Here is a 12,345-nt window from a genome sequence, read left to right as displayed (position 1 = left end):
CTCACCGTTGACCGGGTGACTCATGGCTGCAAGCATCTCCGCTCGCCCAAGAGTCATTCACGACGCATCAGTTGGGCGAGTAGTGCTACCACCGCAGTGGCTACCGCCAAGGCCGTCCCAACTTCGGGTGCATGCAGGGTCAGGGCGACGACGAGGACTCCGACCAGCAGGAGGGCTACGAGGCGCACGCTGATCTGTTCCATGAGGACCTACCTTCTGTGTGGCACTGACTGTGGTGCATCCAGCGTGGGTGCCTCACGGACGGTCCTGACGCCCCAAGACGATCGCTGACAACATCGGCCAGGAACAGCCGCTGAATGACGGGCATGACTGATCCTGACGCCTGTGAGTGCGGGCGCCGACGCGCCTGATCTACAAGACCTGACACAGAAGCGCCAAGGGGGCAGTGACGGTGGTTGCTCAGCCATGGAAGAGGCCCGAGTTGGCTGACCAGCCTGACCTGAAGAAGCTGAACGATGAACTCCATGATCTGCGGCTGGACGCGGGGCTCCCGTCAGCGCGGACTATTCGCGATCACGTCGGGAAGGATGCGCAGGACTACTGGATCGTGAATCACCAGGCAGTGCTGGACGCCTTCCAGAAGCCAGATCTCCCACCGTGGGGCCGCCTTGAGGCCATCGTCCGCGTCCTGGCCGAAGCCGGTCGGCACAACGACGTAGACGGCGAGGTCGACCGATTCAAGGGCCTGTGGAAGCAAGTCGTCAGCGAGAGGGTCGCCCAAGCAGCGGTAGATCCTCCAGCAGATAGCCCCAGCCCTGCTGCCGATGACGACGCGGACGACACGGCTGGCTCTTCCGAGGACTCACCCAAGCAGGACGCCAAGGATCCAAGCGGGCGGGCAGCGGAAGAGCCATCGGCCGGCACGGAGACGCGATCCAACCCCGGCCGAAGCGCTGCGCAGTCCAACTACGCGGAGGAATCCTTGAAGGGACTGATCCTCAACGCAGCACAGGCCCTTTGGCACGACAAGGATGCTCTGAGAGTGTTTCTTGGTGTGGTGCGCCGCAGTAAGGGCTTCGCCAGGATGGCTGATGCCGCAGAGGAGCGACGTCCGGCAAACGCGACTTTCTACGGTGTGAAGAGCAGCGAATTCGAGGTGCCCGACTCTCCGGCGCGATTGGAGCTGGTCACGCTGCGTCGCCGCCTTGACGAACACAGGCTGAAGCGCAAATGGTCCTTCACTTACATGGAAGAGCAGACGGGCGTCTCGTCGGATGCGTGGATCCGCTGGTACACCCACGATGAGCTGCCCGAGCGTGAGGCGATCGTCGCGTTTTCTCACATGGCGCGGCTGACACTAGAGGATCATGTTCTGTTGCTCGGCTTGTGGGAGGCCGCCCGCGACGCCTTGGAGATACAGAAACGCGCTGACGTATTGCCGTCGAGTATCAGTTTCGACGAGGCGTGGGCCATGCGGGACCTGGCTGCACCGAGGTTGTGGGCACTTACGGGTGTCGGAGGCGACAACCTGGCTGCATACGGCCCTGATCTGGCCTCCGGTACAGCTCCCGCGTTCGTTGTGGCCGGTCCGGCAAGGTCGGGTCGCTCCACGGCGCTGGTGAGCATGGCACGCTCTCTGCTCGCAGCTGGCATTCCGCTCGTGTTGGCCACGCCCAGGCCGTCGCCTCTACGAGAGCTGATTGGCCAGGAGGGCGTGCTGGCCTACTTCGATCAGGACGACATCGGGCAGGACGAGCTTGAAAGCCGAGTGTCTGTGGCGACTGCTGAACAGCCGATCGTCGTCGTGATGGACGACGCGGAACTCTTGGGCGAGTGCAGTGCCTGGCGAGTTCTGCGGAACCTTTTGGAGCACGGCTTTGACGAGGGTACGGCGCTGATCCTGGCAGGCGATGAAGAAAAGCTCCAGACGAGCTACCGCTGGCTAAACGGGGCGAAGAGAGCCCACCGTGGCCTTCTCCTGTCTCCTCAAGAGCGGCATGCCGGTGACTGGATCGGCACCAGGACGGGAGACTCCGTTGTCGGCAATCCAGTCACGCCCGGCCGAGGTTGGCTCCACCTTGGGGACGGCAAACTTATGGCAGTGACCGTGCCGCGGTAAGGGCTGCCCCTGATCGAGCGGCACGCCTTCCACGCGGACGTGGCAAGGCAGTTCGACGTTGGCCCGCATTTCGCAGCATGGTGCCTGAGTGCCACCCGCACCCGGGGCATCAGCCGTACTGCCTGGTGTGGCCCTGACCTGAGGTCGTGCGTGCCGGCGGGCGGGGTTCTCCGGGCCCCCGCCCTTCGTCATGTGCGCAGGTGAACACGGGCGAAGGGCTGGACGTGACTATGGGTATGGAACCCCTCACCGCCGCTTCTCCGGCACTGGAGAGATCACCCTCTGTACCGATTCAGTTACCCGTGACCGCCGCTCCGGTCGGCCCATTACGCTTGGGCTGGTTAGACGCGTTACGCGGAATCGCAGCGCTCGTCGTGGTCTTCGATCACTCGTCGTACTCGTTCATGGCCGAGTTCCGGCAGGACCTCATGCCGGAGTTCAACACCAGCCGGTACGGCATCATGGTGTTCTTCTTAGTGAGCGGTTACATCATCCCCGCCTCGCTCGAGCGACGCGGATGCGTCCGGACTTTCTGGGTCGGACGGATTTTCCGGATCTACCCGCTGTGGGCGGCCGTCGTCGCCGCAGTCCTCACCGCGAATCTGTTGGGCTTCGCGCAGATTCGCGACTTCGGCGGGGAGAACACCGCTGTGGTCGCCGTCGCCCATGCCACCCTGTTCCAGGAATTGCTGGGGACTCCCAACCTTCTTCTCGTCCTGTGGACGCTCTCCTATGAGATGGCCTTCTACCTGCTGGTGGTGGCCCTTTTCTCGGTCCGGCTGCACCGACGTTCGGCATCGGTCGCCGGCACCTTGGCGGTGCTGGCCGCGGCCGGCGTGGCGGCAGGCATCAGCCTCCCCGTGTCCGCCCTGTCCGACGCGGTAGGCGTCGGCCCCCTGGTGGCTGTTGCCGCGATCACCATGGCGGTCGCCATCTGCTGCGCGATCGCGGGATCACCCGTGCTCCGCGTCTTCGGGGCCGTGCTCGGCGGGGTGCTGGCACTCGTCCTGGTCGCGGGCAACGGCACGGTCCCCCCGTGGGAGGGGCTCGTGATCCTTGCCGTGATGTTCCTCGGCACCGCCGTCCATCGCGCCGAGAGCGGCCAGAACACCTGGCGATACGCGGCCTGCGCCGGGGCCGTCGTGGTGGCTTGCGCCGTGGGGAGCGCGTACGGGTACGGCGACGGGTCGAACTTCACTCGGCGCGGTTGGATCGCGGCGTTCCTACTGGCCGTGGTCACCTTCGGCGCCGGACTGGCGCTTCGCCGCCGACGGATACCGCGGTGGCTGCTCGGGCTGGGAACCATCAGCTACTCCGTCTACCTGGTGCATCCGGCGTTGCTGGCGGTGACCGACGGCACGATCGGTCGGTGGCGGCAGGACAACCTCGTGCTCGAAGTGGCGTTCTACGCCGTGCTGTTGCCTGTGAGCGCGTTGACCTACCGTTACGTCGAAGTTCCGGGCCAGGCGTGGGGCCGGAAACTGACCCGCCGCGCTCGAGGATCCAGGGCTGGCCACCTCAGGTCGTGCGTGCAAGCGGGTGGGGTGAACGAGGTCAACGAGGCTGATGGGCAGTGACGTTGGTCCGGGCGTGTCAGGATGATGATCTGACATCTGACAGTCGCTCACGGCGGTTCGGGGCGGCGGCAGGACGCGAATCCAGGACGGAGCCGGGCGCCATGAGCTCTCCCCACGACGGCAGCAGCAGTCCCTCTCTGAAGATCGACACGACCAAGCCCCATCCGGCCCGGATGTACGACTACTTCCTGGGCGGGAAGGACAACTACGAGGTCGATCAGGAGGCCGCCGAGAAGTTCATCAAGGCCGCTCCGGAGGTGCGGCTGGCCGTGCGTGCCAACCGGAGCTTCATGCACCGCGCCGTCCGGCACGTCGTCGCCGAGGGCGGTGTCCGCCAGATCCTCGACATCGGCACCGGCCTGCCGACCGAGCCCAACGTGCACCAGATCGCACGGGCCATCGCCCCCGGGACCCGCGTCGCCTACGTCGACAACGACCCGATCGTCAGCACGCACTCGATGGCCCTCATCGGCGACGACGACACGGACACCTCCGTCGCCCTGGCCGACCTGCGCGACCCCCGGGCGATCCTCGACCACCCCGACGTGCGCAAGCTCATCGACTTCGACCAGCCGGTCGCCCTGCTGCTGGTCGCGATCATGCACTTCATCACCGAGGCGGAGGACCCGGACGCCCTCCTCGCCACCTATCGCGACGCGCTGCCCACCGGCTCCTACCTGGTCCTGTCGCATGCGACGGGCGACCTCCACGACGACGGGCGCAAGGACGCGGCCGCCGTCTACAAGAGCGCCACCGCCAGCATGAACCCCCGGCCCCGCGCCCGCGTCCTGGACTTCTTCGGCGACTTCACCCTGATCGAGCCGGGCCTGGTCCTGGTCCCGGACTGGCGCCCCGAAGAGCCCCCGAAGCCCGGCACCCCGCCGATCGGCATCTACGGCGCAGTGGCCCGCAAGAACGGCTGAGACCCGAGGGCGGTGGCACCGGCCACCGCCCCCGGAAACGGTTCCTACAACTGTTCCGCCAGCGTCGCCCGCGCCCGCGCCACGCGCGAACGGACCGTGCCGACCGGGCAGTCGCTCGCCCGAGCCGCCTCCGCGTAGGGCAGTCCGGCCAGTTGCGTGAGGACGAACGCCTCCCGCCGCTCGTCCGGCAGCGAGGCCAGCAGATCCAGCAGGACGACGCCGTCGTCGAAGCCGGGCAGGTCGCGCGGCTGGACGCGCTCCGCGGCGACCTGCCAGTCCGGGACGTCGGACAGCCGGGGGCGGGCGGCGGCGTACCGATGGCTGTCGACCACCGCCCGGCGGGCGATGGACAGCAGCCAGGACCGCGCCGAGGAACGGCCCTCGAAGCGGTGCAGGCTGCCGAGGGCGCGCAGGAAGGTGTCCTGGGCGAGGTCGTCGACGGCCTGGGGATCGGCGCACAGATGGGCGACGTAGCGCAGGACGTCGCGGTGCAGCGCGCGGACGAACTGCTCGACGGCGTCCGCGTCACCGGCACGGGCGGCGAGCGCCCAGGCCGTTATCGACTCGTCCCGGGAGGCGTGGGACGCCTGGGACGGCTTTGGGGCAGTACTGATCACCTGGTGTCCTTCTCGGATCATCCATGAGGGCACGCGTGTGGGCATGCCTGAGGGCATGAGGAAATGACGGCCGTCGACGGACGTGTGTCGTCAGACGGCGGCGGCGGTCCTCAGGGGTGGGCCCCTCGTGGTGATCGCGTAGCTGAGAAGGAGAAGCCGCGGCGCCCGCTCCGATCCGCGGCGGCCGACCCTGACGCGCGGGCGTTCCGGGACGACGGGCAGGGCGAGGAGCAGCAGGCGCAGCGGCGCGGCCAGCCAGCCGGCCACCGCCCGCAGGATCCGGAACACGGCCCTCTCGCCGTGGGCCAGCCACAGTCCGCACAGCAGCGCGGCGAGCAGGTGGGCGGCGAGCATGCCGAACGAGGACGAGACGCCCATGCCGACGGCCTCACCCCAAGGGTCCATGGGGCCCGTGTGCTGCATGTGCTCCATGTGCTCCATGTGCCCTGCATGGCGCATGCGGCCCATGCCGCTCATGCCGACCATGCCGCCCATGTCCATGGAGTCGATCTCCACGGCCCCGGCCGATGGTTGACGTTCCGTCAGTGAGAACGCCGTGTGCAGGACCGTCTGGGCGGCGAGCACGACCGTCACGATGAGAGGGAGTCCGCGTTCCCGGCCCGCCAGGCTCCAGCCGGTGGCACCGGTGAGGGCCACGCTCGCGGCCAACGCCCACGCGGGCACCTCGGAGCCGGACATCATCACGTGTCCCAGGGCGGCGAGCAGCACACAGACGGCCGCGAACAGCGCGGCCCGTAGCGTGCGAGAACACCACCCAGCGGCCATGGCGACTCATCCTCGCATCCGGACATCGGTCGTCGTGCGGGGGTACGGAATTCACCCCGGTCCGCACCTCAATCGGCGACTGTGACCTGCCTCACCTCATGCCCGCTGTCCGCACCGCCGTCAGCGCCAGCGCCCGCACCGTCTCCACCACCTCCCGGAGGGACACGTGTTCGCGTGCGCTGTGGGCGACGCCGATGTCCCCCGGCCCGAACTGCACCGTGGGAATCCCGGCCCCGGCGTAGAGCCGCAGGTCGCTCCCGTAGGTGGCCCCGCGTTCGCGCGGTCGCGCCGCGCCGGTCGCGTCGGCGTACGCGTCCGCGACGACGTCCCGCAGCGGATGCCCGGCCGCCAGCCGGCCGCTCGCGAACTGGCCGCCGGGCCAGGTCACGGTCGCCGGATGCGCGCGCAGCCAGTCGTCCTGCGCACACGCCTCGGCCACGCACCGCTCCAGCGCCGCCCGCGCCACCGCCGGGTCCTCCCCGAGCCGCACCCCGAGCCGCCCCTCCGCGACCAGCAGATCGGGCACGCTGCTCGCCCAGTCCCCGGAGCGCACGGTGCCGACGGACAGGGAGTACGGGATCGGGTACTCGGCGAGCAGCGGATCCGGGTCCCGGTTGCGCTCGCCCTCCAGCCGGGCCAGCGCCCGGTGCAGCGGCAGATAGGCGTCGATCGCGCTGACCCCGGCCTCCCGCGAACTGGCGTGGGCGGCCTTGCCGGGGACGGCGATCCGGAAGGTCAGCGCGCCCGCGTTGGCGGTGATCACCGTCCGCGAGGTGGGTTCGGCGATGACGCACGCGTCGCCGCCGTACCCGCGCCGCAAGGTGCCGAAGGCGCCCAGTCCGCCGTCCTCCTCGCCGACGACGAAGTGCACGGCGACCCGTCCGCGCAGCCGCACCCCGGCCGCCCGGATCGCGGCCAGCGCGCCCAGGTGGGCGGCGAGCCCGGCCTTCATGTCGCACGCGCCCCGCCCGTGCACGAGATCCCCGGTGACCCGTGGCACGAACGGGTCGCCGTCCCAGGCGGCGGGGTCGCCGGGCGGGACGACGTCCACATGGCCCTGCAGGATCAGCGTCGGCCCGGCACCGTCCCCGGGGGTGTGGCCCACCAGCCCCCACGCCTCGTCGCGCGGGGCCTCCGCGCCGGGGAAGCCGGGGTCGGCGCGCAGGGCGGGCAGGTCCATGGACCACAGGTCGACGTCGAGCCCGAGCCGCTCCAGCCGCCCGGCGAGGTGATGCTGGATCTCGGACTCGGCCGGGCTCCCGCCGACGCTCGGTATCGCGATCAGCTCCGCCAGCGTCCGCCCGACGGCCTCCTCGTCCACCGCCGCCAGCACCGCGGCCTCCCGGTCATCGAGCACGCCCCACTCCCTCCGCTTCCACAACTCCAGAAGACATACCTGCTCACCCCGGCCCGCCGCTACGCCGGGGGCGCCAAGGGGGTCCAGCGATGTCGGCTCCGGTTCGGCAGCGCCCCTCAAGGGGCGCGGGGAACTGCGCGACCAGCCACGACGGAGCCGCAGCAAAACGACGGCACTTCGCGGCACTTCCAGCGGAGCTATGCCGTGTCCGGCGGCCCGCCGCCCACCGTGAACCCGATCACCGAGCCGCCGCCCGCCCGCCGGAAGGCGAACGGCCCGCCCCCGTGGGCCAGCGCCACCTCGCGCACGATCGACAGGCCGAGGCCGGAGCCGGGCAGGGAACGGGCGTCGGCGGCACGGTAGAAGCGGTCGAAGACCCGGGTCAGGTCGGCCTCGGCGATGCCGGGCCCGCGATCGAGGACCTCGACGCGGACGACGCCCGGCCGGGCGGGCCCGGTCACGGCGATCTCGACCGGCGCCCGGCCCTCACGGTCGAACTTGGTCGCGTTCTCCACCAGGTTGGACACCGCCCGCTGGAGCATGCCCGGCCGCCCGTGGGTGGTGGTGGCACCGCTCACCCGGAGCACGACCTGCCGTCCGGTGCGGCGCCGGGCGAGGCCCGCGACCTCCTCCGCGATGTCGGCGAGGTCCAGCTTCCGCGGCGGCTCGGTGTCGGACTGGCCGGCCGCGAGATCGACCAGCTCGTTCACCAGGTCGGTCAGTTCACGGGCCTCCTGGCCCAGATCCGCCACCAGCTCGGCGCGGGCGTCGGGCGGCAGCTCGTCGATGCGGTGCAGCAGCGAGATGTTCGTCCGCAACGACGTCAGCGGTGTGCGCAGTTCGTGCCCCGCGTCCTGGACGAGCCGCCGCTGGTCCTCCTCCGACTGGGCGAGCCGGCCCAGCATGCGGTCGAAGGCGCGGCCCAGCCGGCCCACCTCGTCGTAGCCGGTGACCGGCACCTGCACGCCGAGCCGGCGCGTGCGGGCGACGTCCTCGGCGGCGGTCGTGAGGATGACGAGCCGGTGGGTGATGCGCCGGGCCAGCCACCAGCCGAACAGCCCGGCGGCCGTCACCACGGCGATCATCAGGACCAGCGTGCGCTGCTGGAGCGCCCGCAGCAGGTCCTCGGTGTCGCTGAACTCCTGTGCCACCTGCACCGCGCCCCGGCCGCCGCCCAGCGAGACGGTCGCGATGCGGTAGACGTCGCTGCCGACGTCCACATCCTTGTGCTCGATGATCCGCCCGGACGCCGCGGCGGCGGCGATCGTGCGGTCGGCGGCCACGACCGGCAGCCCGGGGGTGCCGTGGTCCACGACCGAGCCGGCCGGACCCAGCACCTGCACGTCCGTCCGGGCCGGCCGCACGAGGTCGTGGCCCGGCGCGGCCGAGGAGAAGTCCTCCGGCGCCATCCGGGTGTCGCGCACCTCGTCCCGCAGATCCTGCACGACCTCGTCGAACACGGTCTCCTGGTCGACCCGGACCAGCCGGGCGGCCGCCGAGTACGACAGGACGCCGATCAGGACGGTGACGGCGGCGGTGACGGCCGCGAAGGACACCGCGAAGGTGGTGCGCAGCGACACCAGTTTCGGCCGCGGCCGGGACACGACCCGACGCAGCCGACGCATCAGGTCCGGACCGCTCACCCGCTCGCCCTCAGTCCTCCCGCAGCACGTAACCCACCCCGCGCACGGTGTGGATCAGCTGCGGGGCGCCCGGCTGGTCGAGCTTGCGGCGCAGGTAGCCGACGTAGACGGCGAGGTTCTTGGAGCCGGGCCCGAAATCGTAGCCCCAGATGCGGTCGTAGATCGTGGAGTGGTCCAGGACGATCCCGGCGTTGCGCACGAGCAGCTCCAGCAGCTCGAACTCGGTCCGGGTCAGCTCCAGCTCCCGCCCGCTGCGCCAGGCCCGCCGCGCCTGCGGGTCCATCCGCAGCCCGGCCGCCTCCAGATACCGCTGCTCGGGCAGCTGCCTGGGGACGTCGGGCACCACGGGCGTCGCGGCGTCGGGGTTGGTCCGGCGCAGCAGCGCCCGCAGCCGGGCGAAGACCTCCTCGACGTCGAACGGCTTGACGACGTAGTCGTCGGCGCCCGCGTCGAGACCGGCGATCCGGTCGGCGGTCTCCACCAGCGCGGTCAGCATCAGGATGGGCGTGCGGTCCCCTTCGGCGCGCAGCACCCGGCAGACCTGAAGGCCGTCGATCCCGGGCATCATCACGTCGAGGAGGAGCACGTCCGGCGGATTCTTGTGGGCGTGCGCCAGCGCCTCGACCCCGTCGGCGACCGCGGTGACCCGGTAGCCCTCCAGGGACAGGGCGCGTTCCAGGGCGTTGCGGATGGCACGGTCGTCTTCGGCGAGCAGCACAGTGGGAGGCACCAGCCCAGTCTGCCAAGGCCTCCGGCGGTTGGGCGGTTCGGACGGTCCTACGATCACCCTTCTTACTCGGCTCTCACCGTCGGGTGGGCGTTTCTGGGGCTGCCGCCCCAGACCCCCGCTGTCGGCCTGAACGGCCTCGTCCTCAAACGCCGGACGAGCTGGAAAGCGCCCCCAGCTGTTCCGCGAACGGCACCACCGTGAACTGCTCCTTCACCGGAGCCGGAGCCGGAGCCGGAGCCGACGCCGACGGAGTCATCTGCGCCGCCAGCTCCCCCGCCGCCCGCTCGATCCGGTCGGGCAGGCCCTCGGCGCCCCAGTCCTCCGAGGCGGCGTAGACGGCCGTCGGCACGACCACGGCCCGCAGGTAGGAGAAGAGCGGCCGCAGGGCGTGCTCCAGGACCAGCGAGTGCCGCGCCGAGCCGCCCGTGGCGGCGATCAGCACCGGCTTGCCGGCCAGCGCGTCCGGGTCGAGCACGTCGAAGAAGGACTTGAACAGTCCGCTGTACGACGCGCTGAACACGGGCGTGACGACGATCAGCCCGTCCGCCGCCGTCACCGCCTCCAGCGCGGCCGCGAGCTTGCGTCCGGGGAAGCCGCTGGTGAAGTTGTGGGCGATCTCCACGGCGAGGTCGCGCAGCTCCACGACCTCCACCTCCGCCTGCGTCCGCCCGGCGGTGGCCGCCGCCAGCCGGTCGGCCAGCAGCCGGGTCGACGACGGGACGCTCAGTCCCGCCGAGACGACGACGAGCTTCATGCGACGTTCACCCCTTCCCGGGTGGCCTTGAGCAGCGACTCGTGGGTCGGCGCGTCCGGCACATCGGCCGGCCGCCCGACGGCGAACTCCTTGCGCAGCACCGGCACGACCTCCTCGCCGAGCAGGTCGAGCTGCTCCAGCACGGTCTTCAGCGGCAGCCCCGCGTGGTCCAGGAGGAACAGCTGACGCTGGTAGTCGCCGGCGTACTCGCGGAACTTGAGCGTCTTCTCGACGACCTGCTCGGGCGTGCCGACGGTCAGCGGGGTCTGCTCGGTGAAGTCCTCCAGGGACGGCCCGTGCCCGTAGACCGGCGCGTTGTCGAAGTACGGCCGGAACTCACGGACGGCGTCCTGCGAGTTCTTCCGCATGAACACCTGGCCGCCGAGCCCGACGATGGCCTGCTCGGGCGTGCCGTGCCCGTAGTGCGCGTAGCGCGTCCGGTACAGCTCGACCATCTGCTTGGTGTGGTCGGCGGGCCAGAAGATGTTGTTGTGGAAGAAGCCGTCGCCGTAGAACGCGGCCTGCTCGGCGATCTCGGGGGACCGGATGGAGCCGTGCCAGACGAACGGCGGCACGTCGTCCAGCGGCCGGGGCGTCGAGGTGAACCCCTGAAGGGCGGTCCGGAACTTCCCCTCCCAGTCGACGACGTCCTCGCGCCACAGCCTGCGCAGCAGGGCGTAGTTCTCGATGGCGAGGTTGATGCCCTGCCGGATGTCCTGCCCGAACCAGGGGTACACCGGGCCGGTGTTCCCGCGCCCCATCATCAGGTCCACCCGGCCGTCGGCCAGGTGCTGGAGCATCGCGAAGTCCTCGGCGATCTTCACCGGGTCGTTGGTGGTGATCAGGGTGGTGGAGGTGGAGAGGATCAGCTTCTCCGTCTGCGCGGCTATGTAGCCGAGCATCGTGGTCGGGGACGACGGCACGAACGGCGGGTTGTGGTGCTCGCCGGTGGCGAAGACGTCCAGGCCGACCTCTTCCGCCTTCAGCGCGATGGCGACCATGGCCTTGATCCGCTCACGCTCGCTCGGCGTACGGCCCGTCGTGGGGTCCGGCGTGACATCGCCGACGCTGAAGATCCCGAACTGCATGGTCGCTCACCCTCCAGGTTGTTTACGCTTCAACTATACCTGCAGAACGGCGCCCCCTCCCCGGCTATTCCCACCCCGGTCGCCCCGCCCGGCGGCCGAAGACCCCCGCCCCGGTCACCCCGGCCCCTCATCCCCGGCCCCGTCCGGTGGACGTCACTTCCCGTACGGATCCCGGCCGGTCCGCGCGAGCAGCCGCTCGAACTCCGACGCCCCCTCCGCCACCGCCACCGGCGCCCCGAACACCCCCATCTTCCGGGCCGTCGGCTCCAGCTGCGCGACCGCGCCCGCCAGCTCCGCCACCACCGCGTCGTCGGCCGCCCGGTACTCCTGGCCCGTGGCCCGCGCCAGATCCCACAGGTGCACCGTCAGATCCAGCAACGCCATCGAGCCGACCAACCGGGCCGGCATGTCCATCGCCCCGGTCGTGCCCTCCTCCGCGCCGGGCGCGGACCACGCCGCCACCAGCCGGTCCGCCTCCGCGAGCAGCTCCGCCCGCCAGTCGGACCCGTCGCCCACCCGGTCCGGGGCCTCGCCGAACTCCGACGCCTCCTTCGCCGCCAGCCGCTGGAACTGCACGATCACCTGGAAGACATGGTTGACCAGGGCCTTCACGTCGTACTCCGCGCAGGGCGTGGGAGCGGCCAGCGTCGCGTCCGCAATGCCCCGCACCACCGGCACGGCCCGCTCACGCGCCATGCCCAGCAGCTCACCCATGCTGTACGCCGTCGTGGTCGCCGTCGTGTTCGCCGTCGTGTTCGCGTTCGTGTCCATGCCTCGACGGTACGGACGC

At 70.5% G+C, this 12,345-nt stretch carries 12 protein-coding genes; 3 read left to right on the top strand and 9 right to left on the bottom strand.

Translation table 11 applies throughout. The annotated features are described in order from the left end of the window. Positions 1-53: 53 nt before the first annotated feature. The gene (locus ACWD4O_RS21180; protein WP_451281824.1) at positions 54-203 is read right to left on the bottom strand and encodes a hypothetical protein; all 150 of its coding nucleotides are present in this window, start codon (positions 201-203) and stop codon (positions 54-56) included. A gap of 239 nt (positions 204-442) precedes the next feature. Between ACWD4O_RS21180 and ACWD4O_RS21175 the strand changes: the two genes are divergently transcribed. The 3 genes from ACWD4O_RS21175 to ACWD4O_RS21165 all read left to right on the top strand — a co-directional run bounded on the left by ACWD4O_RS21175 (position 443) and on the right by ACWD4O_RS21165 (position 4,580). Beyond that, positions 443-2,080, top strand: a complete 1,638-nt coding sequence (locus ACWD4O_RS21175; RefSeq protein ID WP_451281822.1) for a hypothetical protein — start codon at positions 443-445, stop codon at positions 2,078-2,080. A 302-nt stretch (positions 2,081-2,382) separates the two neighbouring features. Next, complete coding sequence (locus ACWD4O_RS21170) at positions 2,383-3,657, top strand: acyltransferase family protein (protein WP_451281820.1); 1,275 nt, start codon at positions 2,383-2,385, stop codon at positions 3,655-3,657. 101 nt (positions 3,658-3,758) lie between these two features. Next, entirely contained in the window at positions 3,759-4,580 is an 822-nt protein-coding gene (locus ACWD4O_RS21165) for an SAM-dependent methyltransferase (RefSeq protein WP_451281818.1), read from the top strand. A 44-nt stretch (positions 4,581-4,624) separates the two neighbouring features. Here ACWD4O_RS21165 and ACWD4O_RS21160 read toward each other — a convergent pair whose 3' ends face one another. The 8 genes from ACWD4O_RS21160 to ACWD4O_RS21125 form a co-directional block, all read right to left on the bottom strand. Next, complete coding sequence (locus tag ACWD4O_RS21160) at positions 4,625-5,218, bottom strand: sigma-70 family RNA polymerase sigma factor (protein WP_450946257.1); 594 nt, start codon at positions 5,216-5,218, stop codon at positions 4,625-4,627. Positions 5,219-5,287: 69 nt separating this feature from the next. Continuing rightward, positions 5,288-5,983, bottom strand: coding sequence for a hypothetical protein (locus ACWD4O_RS21155; RefSeq protein WP_451281817.1), 696 nt, complete (start codon positions 5,981-5,983; stop codon positions 5,288-5,290). A 91-nt stretch (positions 5,984-6,074) separates the two neighbouring features. Beyond that, on the bottom strand, positions 6,075-7,340 hold the full coding sequence (locus ACWD4O_RS21150; RefSeq protein ID WP_451281815.1) for an ArgE/DapE family deacylase: 1,266 nt from the start codon (positions 7,338-7,340) through the stop codon (positions 6,075-6,077). A 197-nt stretch (positions 7,341-7,537) separates the two neighbouring features. Continuing rightward, positions 7,538-8,965: a HAMP domain-containing sensor histidine kinase gene (locus tag ACWD4O_RS21145; RefSeq protein WP_451282144.1), complete on the bottom strand. Its 1,428-nt coding sequence runs from the start codon at positions 8,963-8,965 to the stop codon at positions 7,538-7,540. Positions 8,966-8,993: 28 nt separating this feature from the next. Beyond that, positions 8,994-9,713 carry a response regulator transcription factor gene (locus ACWD4O_RS21140; protein WP_451281813.1) on the bottom strand — a complete coding sequence of 240 codons (720 nt, stop codon included), beginning with the start codon at positions 9,711-9,713 and terminating at the stop codon, positions 8,994-8,996. A 142-nt stretch (positions 9,714-9,855) separates the two neighbouring features. After that, the gene (locus ACWD4O_RS21135; RefSeq protein ID WP_451281811.1) at positions 9,856-10,467 is read right to left on the bottom strand and encodes an FMN reductase; all 612 of its coding nucleotides are present in this window, start codon (positions 10,465-10,467) and stop codon (positions 9,856-9,858) included. After that, positions 10,464-11,555: an LLM class flavin-dependent oxidoreductase gene (locus tag ACWD4O_RS21130; RefSeq protein WP_451281809.1), complete on the bottom strand. Its 1,092-nt coding sequence runs from the start codon at positions 11,553-11,555 to the stop codon at positions 10,464-10,466. Before ACWD4O_RS21130 ends, ACWD4O_RS21135 begins: the two co-directional genes overlap by 4 nt. Positions 11,556-11,708: 153 nt before the next feature. After that, a complete protein-coding gene (locus ACWD4O_RS21125) occupies positions 11,709-12,326 on the bottom strand; it encodes a TIGR03086 family metal-binding protein (protein ID WP_451281808.1) in 618 nt (205 codons plus the stop codon). Between the last annotated feature and the right edge of the window lie 19 nt (positions 12,327-12,345).

The sequence above is a fragment of the Streptomyces sp. NPDC002623 genome (assembly GCF_053592635.1).
The sequence above is the reverse complement of the archived record's forward strand: the minus strand, read 5'-3'. Positions and strand labels throughout refer to the sequence as shown.

Coding starts and splice junctions, on each gene's coding strand:
- ACWD4O_RS21180 (WP_451281824.1), bottom strand. CDS start 203: ATGGAACAGATCAGCGTGCGCCTCGTAGCCCTCCTGCTGGTCGGAGTC.
- ACWD4O_RS21135 (WP_451281811.1), bottom strand. CDS start 10,467: ATGAAGCTCGTCGTCGTCTCGGCGGGACTGAGCGTCCCGTCGTCGACC.
- ACWD4O_RS21130 (WP_451281809.1), bottom strand. CDS start 11,555: ATGCAGTTCGGGATCTTCAGCGTCGGCGATGTCACGCCGGACCCCACG.
- ACWD4O_RS21160 (WP_450946257.1), bottom strand. CDS start 5,218: ATGATCCGAGAAGGACACCAGGTGATCAGTACTGCCCCAAAGCCGTCC.
- ACWD4O_RS21165 (WP_451281818.1), top strand. CDS start 3,759: ATGAGCTCTCCCCACGACGGCAGCAGCAGTCCCTCTCTGAAGATCGAC.
- ACWD4O_RS21155 (WP_451281817.1), bottom strand. CDS start 5,983: ATGGCCGCTGGGTGGTGTTCTCGCACGCTACGGGCCGCGCTGTTCGCG.
- ACWD4O_RS21125 (WP_451281808.1), bottom strand. CDS start 12,326: ATGGACACGAACGCGAACACGACGGCGAACACGACGGCGACCACGACG.
- ACWD4O_RS21145 (WP_451282144.1), bottom strand. CDS start 8,965: ATGCGTCGGCTGCGTCGGGTCGTGTCCCGGCCGCGGCCGAAACTGGTG.